Annotated in this window: 16 protein-coding genes; 12 read left to right on the top strand and 4 right to left on the bottom strand. The window is 70.1% G+C overall.

The features are described from left to right. The first annotated feature begins 258 nt into the window (after positions 1-258). The 5 genes from D9V36_RS07195 to D9V36_RS07175 all read left to right on the top strand — a co-directional run bounded on the left by D9V36_RS07195 (position 259) and on the right by D9V36_RS07175 (position 6,871). Positions 259-639 (top strand): MmcQ/YjbR family DNA-binding protein, encoded by a 381-nt coding sequence (locus tag D9V36_RS07195; protein WP_129298252.1) that lies wholly within the window; start codon positions 259-261, stop codon positions 637-639. 176 nt (positions 640-815) lie between these two features. Continuing rightward, on the top strand, positions 816-2,000 hold the full coding sequence (locus tag D9V36_RS07190) for a CaiB/BaiF CoA transferase family protein (RefSeq protein ID WP_164992899.1): 1,185 nt from the start codon (positions 816-818) through the stop codon (positions 1,998-2,000). Positions 2,001-2,211: 211 nt separating this feature from the next. Then, on the top strand, positions 2,212-3,354 hold the full coding sequence (locus D9V36_RS07185) for an acyl-CoA dehydrogenase family protein (RefSeq protein WP_129298250.1): 1,143 nt from the start codon (positions 2,212-2,214) through the stop codon (positions 3,352-3,354). A 66-nt stretch (positions 3,355-3,420) separates the two neighbouring features. Next, positions 3,421-4,635 (top strand): acetyl-CoA C-acetyltransferase, encoded by a 1,215-nt coding sequence (locus D9V36_RS07180; RefSeq protein ID WP_088801031.1) that lies wholly within the window; start codon positions 3,421-3,423, stop codon positions 4,633-4,635. A 31-nt stretch (positions 4,636-4,666) separates the two neighbouring features. Continuing rightward, positions 4,667-6,871 carry a 3-hydroxyacyl-CoA dehydrogenase NAD-binding domain-containing protein gene (locus tag D9V36_RS07175; protein ID WP_129293029.1) on the top strand — a complete coding sequence of 735 codons (2,205 nt, stop codon included), beginning with the start codon at positions 4,667-4,669 and terminating at the stop codon, positions 6,869-6,871. Between the two features lie 138 nt (positions 6,872-7,009). Here D9V36_RS07175 and D9V36_RS07170 read toward each other — a convergent pair whose 3' ends face one another. Beyond that, complete coding sequence (locus tag D9V36_RS07170) at positions 7,010-7,771, bottom strand: MerR family transcriptional regulator (RefSeq protein ID WP_277753407.1); 762 nt, start codon at positions 7,769-7,771, stop codon at positions 7,010-7,012. A 93-nt stretch (positions 7,772-7,864) separates the two neighbouring features. On the opposite strand from D9V36_RS07170, the gene D9V36_RS07165 reads away from it, so the two are divergent. From D9V36_RS07165 to D9V36_RS07155, 3 genes are all read left to right on the top strand, one after another. Further along, complete coding sequence (locus D9V36_RS07165) at positions 7,865-8,074, top strand: hypothetical protein (RefSeq protein WP_129293027.1); 210 nt, start codon at positions 7,865-7,867, stop codon at positions 8,072-8,074. Between the two features lie 196 nt (positions 8,075-8,270). Beyond that, positions 8,271-9,731, top strand: coding sequence for an amino acid permease (locus D9V36_RS07160; RefSeq protein ID WP_129293026.1), 1,461 nt, complete (start codon positions 8,271-8,273; stop codon positions 9,729-9,731). Between the two features lie 170 nt (positions 9,732-9,901). Next, positions 9,902-10,384, top strand: a complete 483-nt coding sequence (locus D9V36_RS07155; protein ID WP_129293025.1) for a macro domain-containing protein — start codon at positions 9,902-9,904, stop codon at positions 10,382-10,384. 128 nt (positions 10,385-10,512) lie between these two features. Here D9V36_RS07155 and D9V36_RS07150 read toward each other — a convergent pair whose 3' ends face one another. Further along, positions 10,513-12,204 (bottom strand): DUF6895 family protein, encoded by a 1,692-nt coding sequence (locus D9V36_RS07150; protein ID WP_206739618.1) that lies wholly within the window; start codon positions 12,202-12,204, stop codon positions 10,513-10,515. 33 nt (positions 12,205-12,237) lie between these two features. Beyond that, positions 12,238-12,450, bottom strand: coding sequence for a hypothetical protein (locus D9V36_RS07145; RefSeq protein WP_129293024.1), 213 nt, complete (start codon positions 12,448-12,450; stop codon positions 12,238-12,240). A gap of 474 nt (positions 12,451-12,924) precedes the next feature. Between D9V36_RS07145 and D9V36_RS07140 the strand changes: the two genes are divergently transcribed. Continuing rightward, the gene (locus D9V36_RS07140) at positions 12,925-13,776 is read left to right on the top strand and encodes an oxygenase MpaB family protein (RefSeq protein ID WP_206739617.1); all 852 of its coding nucleotides are present in this window, start codon (positions 12,925-12,927) and stop codon (positions 13,774-13,776) included. Between the two features lie 89 nt (positions 13,777-13,865). On the opposite strand, the gene D9V36_RS07135 is transcribed toward D9V36_RS07140, so the two are convergent. Then, complete coding sequence (locus D9V36_RS07135; RefSeq protein WP_129293023.1) at positions 13,866-15,353, bottom strand: M1 family metallopeptidase; 1,488 nt, start codon at positions 15,351-15,353, stop codon at positions 13,866-13,868. Positions 15,354-15,637: 284 nt separating this feature from the next. Here D9V36_RS07135 and D9V36_RS07130 point away from each other — a divergent pair, with 284 nt between their 5' ends. From D9V36_RS07130 to D9V36_RS07120, 3 genes are all read left to right on the top strand, one after another. Next, the gene (locus D9V36_RS07130; protein WP_206739616.1) at positions 15,638-17,602 is read left to right on the top strand and encodes a Xaa-Pro dipeptidyl-peptidase; all 1,965 of its coding nucleotides are present in this window, start codon (positions 15,638-15,640) and stop codon (positions 17,600-17,602) included. An 89-nt stretch (positions 17,603-17,691) separates the two neighbouring features. Beyond that, positions 17,692-19,038, top strand: coding sequence for a M14 family metallopeptidase (locus D9V36_RS07125; RefSeq protein ID WP_129293022.1), 1,347 nt, complete (start codon positions 17,692-17,694; stop codon positions 19,036-19,038). A 40-nt stretch (positions 19,039-19,078) separates the two neighbouring features. Next, the gene (locus D9V36_RS07120) at positions 19,079-20,863 is read left to right on the top strand and encodes a BCCT family transporter (protein ID WP_206739614.1); all 1,785 of its coding nucleotides are present in this window, start codon (positions 19,079-19,081) and stop codon (positions 20,861-20,863) included. The last annotated feature ends 197 nt before the right edge of the window (positions 20,864-21,060 follow it).

Here is a 21,060-nt window from a genome sequence, read left to right as displayed (position 1 = left end):
CGGACGCGGTGCCGCGGGGCTCCGCCGCGGGCGGGGGAGTCCGTGCCCCAAGCGCGTGGGAGTCGAACAGCGCGGTGGCGAGTTGCGGGGCGGACACGACGGCGGTTGTCCCTCGGTCGGCCCGGCGTCCGGCGCTCCGCGGGCCGTTGTCAGTGGTCGCCGTTAGCGTGGAATGCGTTGGGCGGCCCGCGCGTGACGAGCGTGGCGCCGGGCGGCGGCGCGAGCGGTGCCGTACGGGGGACGGATGTGGAGGAGCGCATGGCGAAGGCGGCGGGTCCGGCGGCGGTACGGGAGCGGGTGCGCGCGTTCGCGCTCGGCCTTCCGGGGACCGTGGAGGAGTTCCCCTGGGGCGAGAGCGTCATCAAGGTCAACAAGAAGGTCTTCGTCTTCCTCGGCATCGATGGCGGCGACCGCCCGCACGGGGTCACGCTGAAACTGAAGGATCCCGCAGCGCACGCCCATGCCCTGACCCTGCCCGGCGCCCAGCCCGCGGGCTACGGCCTGGGCAGGTCCGGATGGGTGCGGGTCCCGCTGGCGGAGCCGGGCGCTCCGCCGGCCGATCTGCTGTGCGACTGGGCGGAGGAGTCGTATCGCGTCATAGCCCCCAAAAAGCTCATCGCCGAGCTCGACGGGGGATAGCGACGCAGCGGCAGCAGGCGCGCGAAGGCCCGCGACGGCGATGGCAGTTGAGCATCGCCGGCGCGGGCCTTGTGGCTGGTGCCACCTGGCACGGGGGTCTTGTGGAAAGTGGAACACGTTCTTAACATCGCAAGTGTTACATCAGAAGTGTCACAGGCGAAGGGGCATGGGGCGCGATGACGGAGTCAGGGAACGGCCCGCTGAGCGGGGTGCGGGTGGTCGAACTCGCGGGCATCGGCCCCGGTCCGTTCGCCGCCATGCTCCTGGCCGACCTCGGCGCGGATGTCGTCCGCGCCGACCGGCCAGGAGGCCCGGGGCTGGGCGTCGATCCGGCCCATGACGTCACCAACCGCAACAAGCGCTCCGTGCTGGTGGACCTGAAGAGCCCCGAAGGGGTGGCGCAGGTGCTCGAACTGGCCGCACGCGCCGATGTGCTGATCGAGGGGTACCGCCCGGGCGTGGCCGAGCGGCTGGGAGTGGGGCCCGAGGAGTGCCTGGCGCGCAACCCCCGGCTGGTCTACGGCCGGATGACGGGCTGGGGACAGCAGGGCCCGCTCGCCGACACGGCCGGACACGACATCGGCTATATCGCCATTACGGGCGCCCTGGGCATGATCGGCCCGTCCGACGGCCCGCCCGCGATCCCCGCCAATCTCCTCGGTGACTACGCAGGCGGCTCCCTCTACCTCGTCATCGGCGTCCTCGCCGCCCTCCAGCACGCCCGCACCGAGGGCGGCACGGGCCAGGTCGTCGACGCCGCCATCGTCGACGGCACGGCCCACCTGACGGCGATGATCCACGGCATGCTGGCGGCCGGCGGCTGGCAGGACCGGCGCGGTGCGAATCTGCTCGACGGCGGGGCACCCTTCTACGGCACCTACGAGACCGCCGACGGCGGCCATATGGCGGTGGGCGCGCTGGAGGCGCGGTTCTACGGCACCTTCATCCGGCTGCTGGGCATCGAAGAGGAGGCGCCCAGCCGCGACGACCTCACCGCCTGGGGCGAGCTGCGCACCACCATCGCCGCCCGCTTCAAGACGCGTACCCGCGAGGAATGGACGGCGGTCTTCGCGGGGTCCGACGCCTGTGTGGCGCCGGTGCTCTCCCTGCGCGAGGCCCCGCAGCACCCGCATCTCGCCGCCCGCGGCACCTTCGTCGAGCACGGTGGACTCACCCAGCCCGCGCCCGCGCCGCGCTTCTCGCGCACTCCGGGCGCGGTACGCACACCCCCTGCGCAGCCCGGCGCCGACGTCGTGGAGATCGCCCGTGACTGGCAGGTCCCCGGCCTCCTCGCCCCGCGCGTCGCCGCCGACCCGCCCGGCGGCCCGGTCCGTACCGGGCAGCAGGACACGGCCGGCTGATGGCACCCGCCAGCACGCTCCCGTACGCGGCCGGCCCGTGTCCGGCTGCCGAAGAGGCCGCGGCCTTCCCCCTGGGGAGGGCCGGCGACATGTGGGGCGGGCGGCCCGCCATGGGCGTCGTCCGGCGCCATCCCGTGGGGCGGCCGCGCACCACGCCGTCCGACACCGTCAGGAACCGGCTCCGAGGAGGGCCCGCAGCATGACCGCGCAGATGAAGCGCCAGATCTTCACCGAGGACCACGAGGCCTTCCGCAAGGTCGTACGGACCTTCCTCGCCAGGGAAGTGACGCCGTACTACGAGCAGTGGGAGAAGGACGGCATCGTCAGCCGGGACGCCTGGCGGGCGGCCGGCAAGCAGGGACTCCTGGGCCTGGCGGTTCCCGAGGAGTACGGCGGGGGCGGACAGCACGACTTCCGCTACAGCGCGGTGCTGGCCGAGGAATTCACCCGGGTGGGCGCGTCCGGGCTGGCCGTGGGCCTGCACAACGACATCATCGGCCCCTACCTGACGACGCTGGGCACCGAGGAGCAGAAGCGCCGCTGGCTGCCCGGCTTCTGCAGTGGCGAGATCGTCACCGCCATCGCGATGACCGAGCCCGGCGCGGGCTCCGACCTGCAGGGCATCCGCACCCATGCCGAGGACGCGGGCGACCACTGGATCCTCAACGGGTCCAAGACCTTCATCTCCAACGGCATCCTCGCCGACCTGGTCATCGTCGTGGCCAAAACGACGCCGGAAGGCGGGGCGCACGGCCTGAGCCTGCTGGTCGTCGAGCGGGGCATGGCGGGCTTCGAGCGTGGCCGCAACCTCGACAAGATCGGGCAGAAGTCCCAGGACACCGCCGAGCTGTTCTTCCACGACGTCCGCGTTCCCAAGGGGAACCTGCTCGGCACGCTGAACGGCGCCTTCGTTCATCTGATGACCCATCTCGCCCAGGAGCGGATGGGCATCGCCGTCGCCGCTGTCGCCGGTGCCGAACACCTACTGGAGATCACCAGCGAGTACGTCAAGGAGCGCGAGGCCTTCGGAAGGCCGCTGGCCAAGCTCCAGCACATCCGCTTCGAGATAGCCGAGATGGCCACCGAATGCGCCGTCACCCGGGCGTTCCTCGACCGCTGTATCGCCGACCACTCCGCCGGCGAACTGGACGCGGTGCACGCCTCGATGGCCAAGTGGTGGGCCACCGAACTGCAAAAGCGCGTCGCCGACCGCTGTCTGCAACTCCATGGCGGCTACGGCTATATGGCGGAATACCGCGTGGCCAAGGCCTTCACCGACGGCCGTATCCAGACGATCTACGGAGGGACCACCGAGATCATGAAGGAGATCATCGGACGCTCCCTGCTCGGCTGACCGCGGACCGGCCCCGGTCCCCACCCGCTGCCCCTGCCTCCACCCTCATGCGAAAGGCTTGTTGACTTGAGTACCGAAGCGTACGTATACGACGCGATCCGCACCCCGCGCGGCCGCGGCAAGGCCAATGGCGCACTGCACGGCACCAAGCCGATCGACCTGGTCGTCGGTCTGATCCATGAAGTGCGCCGCCGCTTCCCCGGGCTGGACCCGGCGGCTGTCGACGACATCGTGCTCGGCGTCGTCGGACCGGTCGGCGACCAGGGCTCCGACATCGCCCGGATCGCGGCGATCGCCGCCGGGCTGCCCGACACCGTGGCCGGCGTCCAGGAGAACCGCTTCTGTGCCTCAGGTCTGGAGGCCGTCAACATGGCCGCCGCCAAGGTGCGTTCCGGATGGGAGGACCTGGTCCTGGCGGGCGGCGTCGAGTCCATGTCGCGGGTCCCGATGGCCTCCGACGGCGGCGCCTGGTTCGCCGACCCGATGACCAACTTCGACACCGGCTTCGTCCCGCAGGGCATCGGCGCCGACCTGATCGCCACGATCGAGGGCTACACCCGCCGGGATGTCGACGAGTTCGCCGCGCTCTCCCAGGAGCGCGCGGCCGAGGCCTGGAAGGACGGCCGGTTCGACCGCTCCGTCGTCCCGGTGCGCGACCGCAACGGCCTGGTCGTCCTCGACCACGACGAGCACATGCGCCCCGGCACCACCGCCGACTCCCTGGGCGGCCTCAAGCCGTCCTTCGCCACCATCGGTGACGCCGGCGGCTTCGACGCGGTCGCCCTGCAGAAGTACCACTGGGTCGAGAAGATCGACCACGTCCACCACGCCGGCAACTCCTCCGGCATCGTGGACGGCGCGGCGCTCGTCGCCATCGGCTCCAAGGAGGTCGGCGAGCGCTACGGCCTGACCCCCCGGGCCCGTATCCTCTCCGCCGCGGTCTCCGGCTCCGAGCCGACGATCATGCTCACCGGCCCCGCGCCCGCCAGCCGCAAGGCCCTCGCCAAGGCCGGGCTGACCATCGACGACATCGACCTGGTCGAGATCAACGAGGCCTTCGCCGCCGTCGTGCTGCGCTTCGTGAAGGACATGGGCCTCAGCCTGGACAAGGTCAATGTCAACGGCGGCGCCATCGCCCTGGGCCACCCCCTCGGCGCCACCGGCGCGATGATCCTCGGCACCCTGATCGACGAGCTGGAGCGGCAGGACAAGCGCTACGGCCTGGCCACCCTCTGCGTCGGCGGCGGTATGGGCATCGCCACCGTCATCGAGCGCCTCTGACCCTCGTCCCACCCACTACGGAGTACGCACCATGAGTGAATCCGCTGCTGTGTCGACCATTCGCTGGGAACAGGACGAGACCGGCATCGTCACCCTGGTCCTGGACGACCCGGACCAGTCCGCCAACACCATGAACAACGCCTTCAAGGCCTCTCTCACCGCGGTCGCCGACCGCCTGGAGGCCGAGAAGGACAGCATCCGCGGCATCATCTTCACCTCCGCCAAGAAGACCTTCTTCGCCGGCGGCGACCTGCGCGACCTGATCGCCGTCACCCCCGACAAGGCCCAGCAGGCCTTCGAGTCGGGCAACGGCATCAAGCGCGACCTGCGCCGTATCGAGACCCTGGGCAAACCCGTCGTCGCCGCGGTCAACGGCGCGGCGCTGGGCGGCGGTTACGAGATCGCGCTCGCCTGCCACCACCGCATCGCCCTCGACACCCCCGGCACCAAGATCGGCCTGCCCGAGGTCACTCTCGGCCTGCTGCCCGCCGCCGGCGGCGTCACCCGTACGGTCCGGCTGCTCGGCATCGCCGACGCGCTGCTGAAGGTGCTGCTCCAGGGCACCCAGTACAACGCCACCCGCGCCAAGGACGCCGGGCTGATCCACGAGGTCGCGACCACCCCCGAGGAGCTGCTGGCCAAGGCCCGCACCTTCATCGACGAGCACCCCGAGTCCCAGCAGCCCTGGGACGTCAAGGGCTACCGCATCCCGGGCGGAACCCCCGCCCAGCCGAAGTTCGCGGCCAACCTCCCGGCGTTCCCCGCCAACCTCAAGAAGCAGCTGAACGGCGCCCCCTACCCCGCCCCGCGCAACATCCTCGCCGCGGCGGTGGAGGGCTCCCAGGTCGACTTCGAGACCGCGCAGACCATCGAGGCGCGCTACTTCGTCGAGCTGGTGACCGGCCAGATCTCCAAGAACATGATCCAGGCGTTCTTCTTCGACCTGCAGGCCGTCAACTCCGGCGCCAACCGGCCCAAGGACATCGCGCCCCGCAAGGTCGAGAAGGTCGCGGTCCTCGGCGCCGGGATGATGGGCGCGGGCATCGCCTACTCCTGCGCCAGGGCCGGGATGCAGGTCGTCCTCAAGGACATCACCCCGGAGGCGGCGCAGAAGGGCAAGGCGTACGCGGAGGGGCTGCTCGCCAAGGCGCTTTCCCGGGGCCGTACGACCGAGCAGAAGCGCGACGAGCTCCTGGCGCGCATCACGCCCACCGCCGAGCCGGCGGACCTCGCGGGCTGTGACGCCGTCATCGAGGCGGTCTTCGAGGACGTCGCGCTCAAGCGCAAGGTGTTCAAGGAGATCCAGCACATCGTCGCTCCCGACGCGCTGCTGTGCTCCAACACCTCCACCCTGCCCATCACGCTGCTGGCCGAAGGCGTCGAGCGCGACCAGGACTTCATCGGGCTGCACTTCTTCTCGCCGGTCGACAAGATGCCGCTGGTGGAGATCATCAAGGGGGAGCGGACCGGCGACGAGGCGCTGGCCCGCGCCTTCGACCTGGTCCGCCAGATCAAGAAGACCCCGATCGTCGTCAACGACTCACGCGGCTTCTTCACCTCCCGTGTCATCGGCCACTTCATCAACGAAGGCGTGGCGATGATCGGCGAAGGCGTCGACCCGGTTTCCGTCGAGCAGGCGGCGGCCCAGGCCGGTTACCCGGCCAAGGTGCTGTCCCTGATGGACGAGCTGACCCTCACCCTGCCGCGCAAGATCCGAGAGGAGACCAAGCGGGCCGTCGAGGAGACCGGCGGCACCTGGCAGCCGCACCCGGCCGACGCCGTGATCGACCGGATGGTCGACGAGTTCGGCCGCCCCGGCCGCAGCGCCGGCGCCGGCTTCTACGAGTACGGGGACGACGGCAAGCGCGCCGGCCTGTGGCCCGGCCTGCGCGAGCACTTCACCAAGAAGGACACCGCGGTCCCGTTCCTCGACATGCAGGAGCGGATGCTCTTCTCCGAGGCCCTGGACACCGTCCGCTGCTTCGAGGAGGGCGTGCTCACCTCCGTCGCCGACGCCAACATCGGCTCCATCCTCGGGATCGGCTTCCCGGGCTGGACCGGCGGCGTGATCCAGTACATCAACGGCTACCAGGGTGGCCCGGGGCAGGAGGAACGTGTCGGTCTGCCCGGCTTCGTGGCCCGCGCCCGCGAGCTGCAGGCGGCCTACGGAGACCGGTTCGCGCCGTCCGCGCTGCTGGTCGAAAAGGCCGAGAAGGGCGAGAAGTTCAGCGACTGAACGGTCTTGGTCTGACGGCCACGGACCGACCGCCCATGGGCTGACAGGCCACGGGCCGGTCGGTCCCTGACCGCCGGCCCGTGAACCGACCGGCCAGGGACCGACCGGTCACAGGGGCGGGCCCCGGCGGCCCGCCCCTCACCCCGGCGAGGTGCGGCCGCCCCCCGGCCCCTGGTCGCCCTCCTTGCCGAACGACTCCCGCAGCTCCTGCTTCATCGACCGCTGGAAGGCGGTGACCAGGGCCTGCACCACCATCGGCTGCATATGGGCCGAGAGCGACTTCATCCTCGCCAGCTCTTCCTCGTCCGGTCCGCCGCCCCGGTACGGCTCCCACACCTCGTCCTTGAAGAGCCTGCTGAGCTCCCGGGCCGCCGAGCGGGTGTGCTCGATGACGACGGTGCGCGCCGCGATGATGGTCTCCAGCGCGATCGGGACGTCCAGCAGCCGGGCACCCAGGTGCAGCAGACCCGGATCGACCCGGAAGACCTGCGGGTCATCGGTCCGTACGAGCACACTCATGGCCGCCAGCCGGTCCAGGTCCTCCTCGGTCAGCGCCCGGCCGACCCGCCGCTCCAGCTGGGCCCGGGTGGCGTCCTCCGCCTTGTCCGGGATCCAACTCGCCACCAGCGCCCGGTGGATGGCCAGATCTTGGGCGCTCAGATCCGGCGGCAACTGCTCCAGATAGCGTTCGATGGCGGAGAGCGTCAGCCCCTGGTGCTGGAGTTCCTCGATGAGCGCGAGCCGTGAGAGGTGGTCGGGGCCATAGCGGCCGACCCGGCGTGGACCGATCTCCGGCGGCGGCAGCAGGCCGCGGGTGCTGTAGAAGCGGATCGTGCGGACGGTGACGCCGGCACGGGCGGCCAGTTCGTCGACCGTCAGGCCGGTGGCTGACTCCATCATGTTCATCAGTATTGCTGTCTCACCACTCCTGTAAAACCTTCTGCCCCTTCTTCCTCCCTTCCTTTCCCTGTGCCTCTGTCCCCTCCTTGCCGCATGGCGCCGCTGCCGGGAGCCGGGCCATGGGGGTACGCGAAGGCCGAGCGGGCCGTCACGGAGGCCGAGCGCATCGCCGTTGTGGCGATCGCGCAGATCGTCACGGACCCCGAGCGGATTGTCACGGAGGCCAAACTTGCTCCTGATCCGGAGGAAACAGGTCAAGAAATTTTGGTTGCCAGGCGGCAAGGGAGGCCCGGAATCGGGTGAACTGGCACCTCTCCTGAAACTATTACGCCAGGTAACTCACGACAAATACGGACAAATCTTAGATGGCCCGTACACGATGTGATCTTGCCCACAGACGGGGGAGCGCTCTTCAGGGAAGGTGTGCCGTCGGCCGTCCGCACGATCCGCGGGACCGGCAATCGCTCAAGCGCCTCCCCGAAAGCGAGATGCACCACCAGTGAGCACAGAAACCGTCACCGAGACAGCCCACGGGTCACCTGACGGGGGAAGCGGCGCGCAGCAGGATGCGGGCGACGCGGGCTACAGCAAGGGCCTCAAGGGCCGGCACATCAACATGATCGCCATCGGTGGAGCGATCGGCACCGGCCTGTTCCTGGGTGCCGGTGGCCGACTGCACTCCGCCGGACCCGCGCTGGCGATTGCCTATGCGGTGTGTGGCCTCTTTGCCTTCTTCGTGGTGAGGGCCCTGGGCGAGCTGGTGCTGCACCGCCCGTCGTCGGGTTCGTTCGTCTCCTACGCCCGTGAGTTCCTGGGGGAGAAGGGCGCCTACGTCGCCGGCTGGATGTACGTCGTCAACTGGTCCACGACCGGTATCGCCGACATCACCGCGATCGCGCTCTACACCCACTACTGGAGCCTGTTCACCAGCATCCCGCAGTGGGTGATGGCGCTGATCGCGCTGGCGGTCGTGCTGACCGTGAACCTGATCTCGGTGAAGATCTTCGGTGAGCTGGAGTTCTGGTTCGCGATCATCAAGGTCGCGGCGCTGGTCGTCTTCATGTTCATCGGCATCTTCCTGCTGGCCACCCAGCACCCGGTCGGCGGCCACACACCAGGGCTGAATCTGCTCACCGACAACGGCGGCATCTTCCCGACCGGCCTGCTGCCCGTGGTGATCGTGCTCCAGGGCGTGGTCTTCGCCTACTCCGCCGTGGAGCTGGTCGGTGTGACCGCCGGTGAGACCGGCGAGCCGGAGAAGGTCGTGCCGAAGGCCGTCAACTCCATCATGTGGCGGGTGGGCGTCTTCTACGTCGGCTCGGTGATCCTGCTGGCGATGCTGCTGCCGTGGAACCAGTACGTCGACGGCCAGAGCCCCTTCGTCACGGTGCTGTCCAACGTCGGTGTGCCGGCCGCGGGCGACGTGATGAACCTCGTGGTGCTGACCGCGGCGATGTCCAGCCTGAACTCCGGGCTCTACTCGACCGGCCGCATCCTGCGCTCCATGTCGATGGCGGGCTCCGCGCCCAAGTTCGCCGGCCTGATGAACCGCAACCAGGTGCCGTACGGCGGCATCATGCTCACCTCCGCGGTGTGTGTGCTGGGCGTCGCGCTCAACTACGCCCTGCCGGGCGAGGCGTTCGAGATCGTCCTGAACATCGCGGCACTGGGCATCATCAGCACCTGGTGCACGATCATGGTCTGCCACATGGTGTTCGTGCGCCGCTCGAAGGAGGGCCTGGTCGAGCGCCCGCGCTTCCGGCTCCCCGGTACGCCGGTCACCGACATCGCCACCATGGCCTTCCTCCTCGGCGTCATCGTCCTGATGTGGTTCGACGACGGTGTCGGCCGGCAGACCGTCATGCTGATCCCGGTCCTCGCCGTCGCGCTGGTCGGCGGCTGGTTCGCGGTCCGTGGCCGGGTGAACCGCATCGCCGAGGAACGCGAGCTGTCGAAGTAGTCGCGCAGTAGCGCACGCCCGCGGAACCAGGGGCGGTCGCGGAGGCCGGGAGGCGTCCGCGACCGCCCTTTCGCCTGCGCGGCAGCGGCCACGGGCGGCGGAACCGGTCCCTGCGCGGCACGGTTCCTCGGCCCCGGCCGATTGTCAGTGCCCGCCCTTACCGTGGGGGCATGACTGAGAGTACGGGGATCTCATACCTCAAGGGGGACGCCTCCGCACCGCAGGGCAAGGGCGTCAAAATGATCACGCATCTCTGCAACGACCTGGGCGGCTGGGGCAAGGGCTTCGTACTGGCGCTCTCCCGGCGCTGGCCGGAGCCGGAGGCCGCCTACCGCCGGTGGCACCGCGAGCGTGCGAAGAACGACTTCGGGCTGGGTGCCGCACAGTTCGTCCAGGTCGCCGACCGCCTCTGGGTGGCCAATGTCGTCGGGCAGCGGGGCATCCGTACGGGCAGCAAGGGAGCCCCCGTGCGGTACGACGCCATCGACACCGGTCTCGGCCGGGTCGCGGACCGGGCCGGGGAACTCGGCGCGTCGGTCCATATGCCGCGGATCGGCTGCGGCTTGGCGGGCGGCAGGTGGTCCCGGGTGGAGCCGCTGATATCCGAGCGGCTCACCCGGCGCGGCATACCGGTGACGGTCTACGACCGCTGAAATCCGCCGGCCGCCGCCGCGCGCCGCCCGTCGCCGGCAGTACGGCCACCGTTCGCCTGCCGATCGGCGGATGGTGATCGAAGAGAGCTGATCGAAGAGATCGGTATAGGTGTATTTCCTGGCCCGGGTCACGGGCACGGTTGCCGGGCAGCGGGAACCGGGCTGCAGGTGGTGTGTACGGCGGTGAGGGCGGTGACGATGCTCTGGGTCCACGAGAGCATCGTTCGTTCCCGGGTGGCCGGGTCGTCGCAGGCCGGGCGGCCGAAGGCGCCGCAAGGGCTCTGCTGGGAGAGGAGGAAGGCGAGCGCGTCGCGGGTGATGCGGTGGTGTGCCCGACCGGCGAGAGTCCAGTCCCGGACGAGGGCGGCGATGTGCCCCAGGTGGTAGTTCTTCCAGGCGTGGGGGAGGCCGGCGGCTGTCGTCTTCGATGCTGAGTGTCGTGTGGCGGCTTCCGCGTTCCCCCGCGCGGCCGCGCAGTCGGGGGAGATCAACCCCAGGTCGACCAGGCGTCGGACGTTCCGTACGGCCTGCGGGGGAACTCTGTCCAGGAGCTCGACAGCAGCGGCGGCGGATTTGAGGAAGAGGTCGAGTGATGCGCAGGTGATCTTGTGAGTCCGCAGACCGAAGGCGAACTCGCCCACGACCTCCATCCCGTGTTCCTGCCACACGTCCGCGTCCACGTCCGCGAGACGTGCGGAGAAATCCAGGAGCAGGGGTCGGGCAAGCTCGGGTTCGCCCAGGGCCTCGGCTGCATGCGCGACAGCCGCCGCGGCCGGCAGGTGTGTGGCAGGGGCCTGGCGCCGGGCCGTGTCGGCCAGCCACACCACTGCCCGCCGAAGTGGTTCCTCCACGGTCAGATGCGGCTTGGGCGCGGACGGCCGGTGCCTCCGCACCACCCTGGGGCTGCGGTCCAGGAGCGCGGCCAGGGCGGCGACGATGGTGGTGTGGTAGCCAGTGGCCCAGTGTGCGTACGCCTCGTCCCCGCCGGCCAGTTCGGGGTGGACCACACCAGGGGGCCCGTTGACCCGCCCGTCGGCCTCTTGCACCGCAGTAAGGAACTCCCATGCCCGGCAGGCTTCTGGAGAGTCCCGCACCCCGAGGCACAGCAGACAGCACAGGAGTTCTCCCACCAGGTCGGCGTTCTCCTGGCCGAGGGTGAGAACGAGCAGGGCTTCGAGCAGTTCCACCGCCGTGCCCGGGTCGAAGTCTTGTGGCCAGCGGGGCTCACGGAGGCCGAAGTCGGTGGCGTAGAAGATCGTGTGGGTGATGGCGTAGATGTCGCGGTCGGTGAGCTTGGCGACATTCGGGCTGTTGCAGAGCAGGGTGAACGGCAGGACGTCGTCCATGGCCGGCAGCGTGTGGCGGACGCCGCACAGCTCCAGGGTGTGCAGCAGATCGAGCTGCCGGTACGGGATCCGTTCGAAGACCGTCGCATACCCTCCGGCCGCGGCCTGCGTGATGACCTGCCGGAACTCCGGGTCCTCGCGTCCGCAGAGCCGGAGTGCCGCATAGGTCCCCGCGTACAACAGGAGGGCCGTTTCGTCCCGGGCGATCAGCTCCCGGTAGGAGGGGCGGGCCGTGATCTTCTCGACCTGAGCGAGGAGGGCCGCGTAGTCGGGCTCCAGCGGCTCGGGGGCGAGGCGCGCCCGCAGCCCCACCAGGAAGGCGGTTTCGATGAGCGCCTTGCGGGCGAACAGCACCCGGTCCGTGGCGGCTTCGGCCGGATCGATCAGATGGTGGCGCGCAGCGAGCCAGGCAACTGCCCGGGTCTCCACCGCGCGCCTTTGTGACATACCGTCACCGGGTTGCGTCGTGTTCATCGGATGCCTCCCGGCGATCGGTGCAGTCAACGGTCAGTTGCGCGCTGCGGAGTCGTCGGGCTCGGCGACCTGGTTGGCGACCACCAGGACGTAGCGCTCCCAGGCGAGGACGTAGCCGGCCACATCATCGAGCTGGCTGACCTGATCGACGACTCTCTCCAGCGGAACGCCGAGGTCGACGAGCCCGCTCGTTCTCAGGAAGTCGAGTGCCTTGCGGGCGTCGATCGGAGGGGGAGGGCAGGACATGAGTGTGCTCCTTTTGGGTGGTTCGGACAGATGTCGCGAGTGTCGCGTTCCGTGATTCCCGTGTCACCATCTGCGCCCACCCAGGAAATTCGGTGGTGTCATCGACCCAGCTCATGGGTGCTTATCTCAAGGCAAAATCACCCTTACGGGCTAATGTCGCCCAAGGGGTGCGGCGGCTGTGTGTGGCGGGGGTGGGTGCAGGGTCGGGGGTGTCGTAGCGACCCCGTCGCGGTGGCGCAGTGGCCGGCGGTGGTCTTCGAGGGTCTGTCCGTGGTGGCCCGCCCGTAGGTGGCCCGTGCGGTGCCCTGCTTCAGTCGCGTACGCCCTTGATGTGAAGGCAACTCGCCCGCGCGCGAACCTCGTTCGATGTCGAGCGGGTCAGGCGCGTCCATGCGGCGGGGCGCCGAAGGGGCGTGCCGGCCGGGCACCCCCGCGTCCGTCGGTCATCGACCCCGCCGTATCATGATTAATAAGATGAATACGGTAGAAACTTACTCACAACCCCCGCCGGTCGGAGGCGTGCTCTGGTCGTTGGCCGGGGACGTCCGCATTCTGCTGACCCTGCCGGCCGCGCTGACCATGCAGGTCGCACACCCGGCGGTGGGTGCCGGAGTGGATGACCACTCCGTGTTCCGTACGGACCCGTGGGGGCGCGGGGAGCGGTCGCTGACCTCGTTGCAGCTGTGGGTGTACGGAGGCGAGGGCGCGGCAGCGGAGGGGCGCCGGCTGCGGCAGCTGCACAAGACCATCCAGGGGACCGACGCTCACGGTCGCAAGTATCACGCGCTCACCCCCGCCTACTACGCCTGGGTGCACGCCACCGGATACCCCGTCTTCCGGAACGCGCAGCGCTATCTCGGGCGCCCCTTCACCGAGGCGCAGGAGCGGCAGCTGTACGCGGAATGGCTTCAGGTCGGGCGGATCCTGGGGATCCACGACCGCGATATGCCGCAGTCCGTCGAGGAGTTCTGGCCGTACTACCAAAAGGTTCTCGACAGCGAACTCGAAGCGACCGCGGTGGTGCGGGAGTTGGTGGCGACGGATCCGGTGTTGCCGGTCCCGGACCGTGGCCCGCGGTGGCTGCGGCTGTTCCTCCGGCTGACCTGGCCGTGGCTGTGCCCGCGGTTCGCCCGCTTCCGCCGCTTCCTCACGATCGGCCTGATGCCGCCGGAGGCCCGATGCGCCATCGGACTGGAGTGGACGGACGCACAGGAGCGCCGGCTGCGCCGCTTCGGGCGGGTCGTCCGCGCCGTGGTTCCGGTGCTTCCGGAGCGCCTACGCTTCCTGCCGCTCGCACGCCGGGCCCGGCAGGCGGCGCGCGGGTAGGCGCAAACGAAGCCGGCCGGAGGGGGTGAGCACCCCGGCTCCGGCCGGATCGCTGCCACGGGCGCCGGAGCGGGAGCCCGTGTGCCGCGTCAGTGCCGGTGCACGTCGTGCGTGGCCGCGATCTGCTTCCACGACTTGGGCTCGGCGACCGGCGCCTTCCCCGCGCCGAACGCCTGCTTGCCCGCGCCCGCCGTGGGCTTGGACGGCTGGAACAGCCAGGTGTCGAAGAACCCGGCAAGCTTCTTTCCGGAATTCTTCTCGGCGAACTTCACGAAGTCGGCCACCGAGGCGTTGCCGTACCTGTGCTCCGTCGGCCAGGACTTGAGCAGCCCGAAGAAGACCTTGTCGCCGACCTTGTCGCGGAGCGCCTGGAGGGCCAGCGCGCCCCGGTCGTAGACGGCGTCGTCGAACTGGTTCTCCGCGCCGGGGTTGCCCGGCTTCACCTTCCAGAACGGATCATCGGCCGGGTGCTGGGCGTAGACGTAGTCCGCGAGCTCCTGCGCGGTGCCCTCGCCCTCCTTCTCCGACCACAGCCACTGGCTGTACGCGGCGAAGCCCTCGTTGATCCAGATGTCCTTCCAGTCCTTGAGGGAGACACTGTCGCCGTACCACTGGTGGGCCAGTTCGTGTACGACGACGGAGACGTTGGTCCCGCGGTCGAAGGCCTTCTCGCCGTAGAACGGGCGGGTCTGGGTCTCCAGGGCGTAGTGGGCCGGCACGTTCGGCACATAGCCGCCCACCGCGTTGAACGGGTAGGGGCCGAAGACGCTTTCCAGCCACTCGGTGGCCTCGGCGGTGCGCTCGATGCTGGCCCGTGCCGAGCCGGCGTTCGCGCCGAGGTCCTTGCTGACCGCGTTGATGACCGGCAGGCCGTTCGCGGTCTTGTCGGTGGTGATGTCGAACTTGCCGATTGCCAGCGTCGTCAGGTACGTGGCCTGCGGCTTGTCCGAGCGCCAGTTGTAGCGCGTCCAGCCCAGCTGGGAGGACTGCGAGGCCAGCACGCCGTTGCTCAGCGCCTGGGTGCCGTCCGGGACCGCCACCGAGATGTCGTAGGTCGCCTTGTCGGTGGGGTGGTCATTGCTCGGGAACCACCACACGGCGGCGTCCGGCTCCTGGGCGATCACCGCGCCGTCGGGTGTACGGGCCCAGGCGCTGAAGTTGTCGATCTTCAGCTCGGAGGGCTTGCCCGCATAGCGCACCACGACGCTGATCTGCTTGCCCTTCTCCAGCGGCGTGGCCGGGGTGACCTCCAGCTCGTGCTTGCCGGACGTGGCGAAGGAGGCCTTCTTGCCGTTGACCCGGATCTCGCTGACCTTGAGGCCGAAGTCCAGGTTGAAGCGCGAGAGGTCCTGGGTGGTCTTGGCGAGCAGCGTCGCCGTGCCCTCCAACAGGTCCGTCTTGGGCTGGTACTTGAGTCGCAGGTCGTAGTGGGAAACGTCGTAGCCGCCGTTTCCGCTCTCGGGGTAGTAGCTGTCGCCCACACCCGGAGCGCCCGGGGTGAAGCCGGCCGCGGAGGCCGGGATCGCCAGCAGCAGGCTGAGTGCGGCGGCACCCGGGACCAGGAGTCTGTGACGCACGAGTCCTCCAACTCGTAGGGGGATGGCTCTCGTCAGACCCTATGCACGGGGGAGCGGCGACGTCATGTACATGGCCTTATCTGACACATGACCGACATGAACCCCCCTCTGCGGGACCCGTTGGCCGCCGGCCGGCCGCAGCGGTCGGCGGGGTTCCGGTACGCGCCGCCCTCCGGCCCCGTGCTCCGGCGCCGCTTCTCCCACGGCGGCCGTGGCGGCCGGGACGGCCAGGGTTGCGGGACAGGCTCTTACGCACGGGAGTTGAGCCGCGCTACCGTCCGCCCGTGACGAATCCTGCGCGGATCCTCCGCACCCCCTTCACCGTGCTCGTGGTGGCGGCCGTCGCCGCCCTGCTGTCAGCCCTGACCGGGCCGGCCGCCGCGCAGGCGGCGCCCCGCGAGAGCAGACCCGTCTACTCCTACGACCACGCGATACGCGAATCGGTCTGGGTGGACACACGGCTCGACGGCGACGCGGACGGCAGGACCGACCGCGTCGCCGTCGACATCGTGCGGCCCGCCGAACCCGCACAGCAGGGCCGCCGGATCCCGGTGATCATGGACGCCAGCCCGTACTACTCCTGCTGCGGACGAGGCAACGAGAGCCAGAAGAAGACCTACGACGACCACGGCCGGCCGGTCCAGTTCCCGCTCTACTACGACAACTACTTCGTGCCGCGCGGCTATGCGACCGTCCTCGTCGACCTCGCGGGCACCAACCGCTCGGACGGCTGCACCGATGTCGGCGGGCGCTCCGACGTCGGGTCGGCCAAGGCCGTGATCGACTGGCTCGGCGGGAGAGGCCGCGCCTACACCACCCGTACGGGAGGCACCCCCGTCACCGCCGGCTGGTCCAACGGCAGCACCGGCATGATCGGCAAGAGCTGGGACGCCACCATCGCCAACGGCGTCGCGGCCACCGGCGTCAAGGGGCTGAAGACCATCGTCCCGATCGCCGGTATCTCCTCCTGGTACGACTACTACTTCGCCCAGGGCGCCCCGCTCTACGACTCGGGCCCCGATGCCCTCGCGGATCTGGTCAACAGCCCCGACGCGCACAAGCGCTGTGCCGCGATGCAGAAGAAACTCGCCGACGGAGCGCCGCGCAGCGGTGACTGGACCGGTCTGTGGACCGAACGCGACTACGTGCGGCACGCGGACAAGGTCCGGGCCAGCGTCTTGATGGTGCACGGCATGCAGGACCTCAACGTCCGCACCCGGCACGCCGGGCAGTGGTGGGACGCACTCGCCCGGCACGGCGTCGCCCGCAAGATCTGGCTCTCCCAGACGGGGCACGTCGATCCCTTCGACTTCCGCCGCGGGGAGTGGGTCACGACCCTGCACCACTGGTTCGACCACTACCTGATGGGCTACGACAACGGCATCGACCGCGCCCCGATGGCCGATATCGAGCGTTCCCCCGGCACCTGGTCCACCGACCCGCAGTGGCCCGCCCCCGGCACCCGGACCACCACCCTCCGGCCGCGCGGCGGCAGTGCACCCGGCGTCGGCGTGCTGGGCACCGCCAGGGCGCCGCACGGCGCGAGTGCGGTCTTCACCGACGACCCGAAGCTGAGCGAGGCCGACTGGGCGGCCCGGATCGACGAACCGACGCCCGCCAAGGCCGGATTCAGCACCGCACCGCTGCGCGCCCCACTGCGGCTGTCCGGCGCCGGCAAGGTGACGGTGACCGCCACCCCGAGCACCACGACCGCCCATCTCTCCGCCGTCCTGGTGGACCTCGGCCCCGACACCATCCGCAACTACGCGGCCGACGGCGAGGGCATCACCACCCTCGGCACGCGCACCTGCTGGGGCTCCGGAACCCCGGGCGACACCGGCTGCTTCAAGGAGACCGCCGCCGACACCCGGAAGGTCGGATACACCGTCTTCAGCCGCGGCTGGGCCGACCTCGGCAACTGGGCCGACCCCCACAAGGGCCGCCCGCTCACCCCGGGCAAGCGCTACACCCTCACCCTGGACCTGGCCGCGAGCGATCACCTCGTGCCCGCCGGACACCGGCTTGCGCTCATCGTGGCCGGAACCGACGCCGGTCTGATCGACCCGCCCGCCTCCACCCCGCAGCTCACCCTCGACCTCTCCCGTACTTTTGCCCGACTGCCGCTGACCGGTGGCGCCCCGGCCTTCGCACGGGCCACCGCGGGCGCACCCCGTCACCCGGCCGCCGCCACACCGCCGGCCGGGATCGCCCCGCCGCGCTCGATCAGCCGGATGCCGGCCGGCGGATGACCGCCCGGGGCCGCCCACCGCGGGCGGCCCCGCCCGGCCCGCACGTCACCGCACGTCACCCCCACCGCCCACCCAAGGGAGGCACCCTCGTGAGGTCCCGCATCTGCCGCCTGGCCCTGGGGACGCTGGTCATCGGACTGACGGCCCCTCTCCTCGGCGCGACCCCGCCGACCCCTCCCGCCGGCGCGACCGGGACCCCCACACCCCGTACGGGATTCGAAACCAGCCACGGCGCCCGCTGGACCACCGGAGCCGAGGAGCGGACGTTCCTCACCACCGTCGACCGCACCTCGGCGCGGGTGCGTATCGACCGGATCGGCACCACGCGGCAGGGCCGCCCGATCCGGCTGGTCAGGATCGGCGCCCCGGCCCCCGAGCGCCCGGCGGACGTCCGCCGCGGCAACTCCGTCCTGCTGGTCTGTTCCCAGCACGGCGACGAACCCGCCGGGCGCGAGGCGTGTCTGACCGCCGTCCGCCACCTCGCCTTCAGCAAGGCCCCGGCCGTCCGGCGGCTCCTGGAGCACACCAGCGTGCTGGTCCTCCCGACCGCCAACCCCGACGGCCGGGCCGCGGACACCCGCGGCAACTCCGACGGCGTGGACATCAACCGCGATCACTTGGCCCTGCACACCGCCGAGTCCCGCGCGATGGCCGCCGTCCTCCGCGACTACCGCCCCGACACCCTCCTCGACCTGCACGAATACGGCCCCACCGCGCCGTATTACCAGAAGGACCTGCTGTCCCTGTGGCCCCGCAACCTCAACACCGCCGACGGGGTGCACCGCGAAGCCACCGCGCTCTCCAGGGACTTCGTCGAACCCGCCGTCCGCCGCGCCGGATTCTCCACCGGCGTCTACGGCATCTGGGCCGACCCGGAGACCGGCGACCCCGTCAAGCAGGTCGCGGGCGACGGCCAGGAACGGATCCTGCGCAACATCACCGGGGTGAAGGGCGCGGTGGGACTGCTCGTCGAGACCCGGGTCGACGCCCTCACCGCCGCCGAGAAGGCCGACCCCGCGCTCAACAACCGGCGCCGGGTGGACTCCCAACTGGCCGCACTGGACGGCGCGTTCACCTTCGCCGTCCGGCACCGTCCGCGCATCGAGGCGGCCACCGCCACCGCCCGCCTCAGCGGTTACGCCGACCGCGGCCCCGTCTACCTCGATGGTGCGGACAACGAACCCCCCGGGGCCGGCGGGATCCTGGCCGTCCCGCCCTGCGCCTACCGTCTCGACGCGGCACGGTTCGCGCAGGTCAAGGACGAGCTGGCGCTGCACGGAGTGCTCTGGCAGCGGGCCGGGGAGGGCGCTCTCGTGCCGCTGCGCCAGTCGCTGCGCACGCTCGTCCCGCTGCTGTTGGACCAGCGGGCCGGTTATCACCTTACGGTCGCGAAGCCCATGAGCGTCTGCCCTCGTGTGGTAGGGGGTAACGGGTAAGGAAAATATGGCCCATTGAAGTACAGGGAGAGGTTGACACGTGTCGGACACAGTCAAAGGAGCCAGAGACGGGGGTGCCACCCCTGCCCTCGCGGATCTTCCCGAAGACCCGCGGCGGACCGGGCCCCCGCAGACCGACCGTGTGGTCTTCGGGGTGACCGCGCTGCTCACCCTCGCCTTCATCGCCTGGGGAGCGACGTCCACCGAATCCCTCAAGAACGCCTCGACAGCCATGCTGAACTGGGTGATCGACAACGGGGGCTGGGCGTTCGTGCTCTCCGCCTCCGGCTTTGTGATCTTCGCGATCTGGCTCGCCGTGAGCAAGTACGGCCGGATCACCCTCGGCAAGGAGGGCGAGGACCCCGAGTTCCGGACCGTGTCCTGGATCGCGATGATGTTCAGCGCGGGCATGGGCATCGGCCTGATGTTCTACGGCGTCAGTGAGCCACTGGGGCACTTCACCACACCGCCGCCGGGCACCGACCCCAAGGACGCCGCCCAGGCGATGGACACCGCGATGGCGACCACGATGTTCCACTGGACGCTGCACCCGTGGGCCATCTACGCGGTCGTGGGGCTGGCCATCGCCTACAGCTGCTTCCGGCGGGGGAGGCGGCAGACGATAAGCGCGGTGTTCACCCCACTGATCGGGACCCGGCGGGCGAACGGCTGGGGCGGTCAGGTCATCGACATCCTGGCCATCTTCGCCACCCTCTTCGGCTCCGCGGCCTCGCTCGGGCTCGGCGCGCTGCAGATCGGCAGCGGCATCAAGGTGCTCGGCTGGATGGACAGCGTCAGCACCAGCCTGCTGGTCGTGATCATCACCGTGCTGACCATCGCCTTCATCCTGTCCGCGGTCTCCGGCATCGCCAAGGGCGTTCAGATGCTGTCCAACATCAATATGGTGCTGGCGGTGATCCTGGCGGTCTTCGTCTTCGTGGTCGGCCCGACGATCCTCATCCTCAACCTGGTGCCGACCTCCCTCGGCTCGTTCATCGGCGAGCTGCCGCAGCTGGCGGGCCGTACGGAGGCCAGCAGCGGCGCCGATGTGGGCAGCTGGCTGCGCAGCTGGACGGTCTTCTACTGGGCGTGGTGGATCTCCTGGACGCCCTTCGTCGGGATGTTCATCGCCCGGATCAGCCGGGGCCGGACGATCCGCCAGTTCATCGGCGGCGTCATCCTCGTCCCGAGCGTGGTCAGCCTGGCGTGGTTCGCGGTCTTCGGCGGCTCGGCGATGAAGCTCCAGGCCGAGAAGAAGCTCAGCGGGTCCAGCACTCCCGAAGGCCACCTCTTCGACGTGCTGCACCAGTATCCGCTCGCCACGGTCATGAGCATCCTGGTCATGGTCCTGGTCGGGATCTTCTTCGTCTCCGGCGCCGATGCCGCGTCCATCGTCATGGGCACCCTCTCGCAGAAGGGCACCTTCGAGCCGACCCGGCTCGTGGTGGTCTTCTGGGGAGTGGTGACCGGCGCGGTCGCCGCGATCATGCTGCTGATCGGCGGCGGTTCCGGCGACGCCCTGACCGGACTGCAGAATCTGACGATCCTGGTCGCGGTGCCGTTCATGGTGGTGATGATCGCCATGTGCTGGGCGCTGATGCGCGATCTGCGCAGCGATCCGCTGATCGTGCGCGGCCAGAAGGGCGAGGAGGCCGTCGAGATGGCCGTGATCGCGGGCCATGAGCAGTACGACGGTGACTTCGAGTTCCGGATCGGGCCGGGCGGCAACGGGAACGGTGCGGACCGCGGGGACACCGAGGACCGCGGGGACGCCGACGGCGCCGGCGCTCGGAGCGGCGAATCCGCTCGGAGCACGACTCCTTGACGAACTGTTCACCTGGCGGCCGCGTCCCTGCGGGAATGCGCACCGAGGTGCCATAGGTGCAGGTGAGGGGCCTGCCGGAGTCACGTCCGGCAGGCCCCTCCGGCCGTCCGGGGTCCCCGCCGCGGCCCGTGTCCCCGCCGCCGGCCGGTGCGGGGCCGGGGTGTGGCGAGCGGATTTGCCCCGGCCCGGGGTCGGTA

It is taken from the genome of Streptomyces lydicus (assembly GCF_004125265.1).
Classification (GTDB): Bacteria; Actinomycetota; Actinomycetes; order Streptomycetales; family Streptomycetaceae; genus Streptomyces; species Streptomyces lydicus_C.
The sequence above is the reverse complement of the archived record's forward strand: the minus strand, read 5'-3'. Positions and strand labels throughout refer to the sequence as shown.

Coding starts and splice junctions, on each gene's coding strand:
- D9V36_RS07195 (WP_129298252.1), top strand. CDS start 259: ATGGCGAAGGCGGCGGGTCCGGCGGCGGTACGGGAGCGGGTGCGCGCG.
- D9V36_RS07190 (WP_164992899.1), top strand. CDS start 816: ATGACGGAGTCAGGGAACGGCCCGCTGAGCGGGGTGCGGGTGGTCGAA.
- D9V36_RS07185 (WP_129298250.1), top strand. CDS start 2,212: ATGAAGCGCCAGATCTTCACCGAGGACCACGAGGCCTTCCGCAAGGTC.
- D9V36_RS07175 (WP_129293029.1), top strand. CDS start 4,667: ATGAGTGAATCCGCTGCTGTGTCGACCATTCGCTGGGAACAGGACGAG.
- D9V36_RS07170 (WP_277753407.1), bottom strand. CDS start 7,771: ATGATGGAGTCAGCCACCGGCCTGACGGTCGACGAACTGGCCGCCCGT.
- D9V36_RS07165 (WP_129293027.1), top strand. CDS start 7,865: ATGGCGCCGCTGCCGGGAGCCGGGCCATGGGGGTACGCGAAGGCCGAG.
- D9V36_RS07155 (WP_129293025.1), top strand. CDS start 9,902: ATGACTGAGAGTACGGGGATCTCATACCTCAAGGGGGACGCCTCCGCA.
- D9V36_RS07150 (WP_206739618.1), bottom strand. CDS start 12,204: ATGAACACGACGCAACCCGGTGACGGTATGTCACAAAGGCGCGCGGTG.
- D9V36_RS07145 (WP_129293024.1), bottom strand. CDS start 12,450: ATGTCCTGCCCTCCCCCTCCGATCGACGCCCGCAAGGCACTCGACTTC.
- D9V36_RS07140 (WP_206739617.1), top strand. CDS start 12,925: ATGAATACGGTAGAAACTTACTCACAACCCCCGCCGGTCGGAGGCGTG.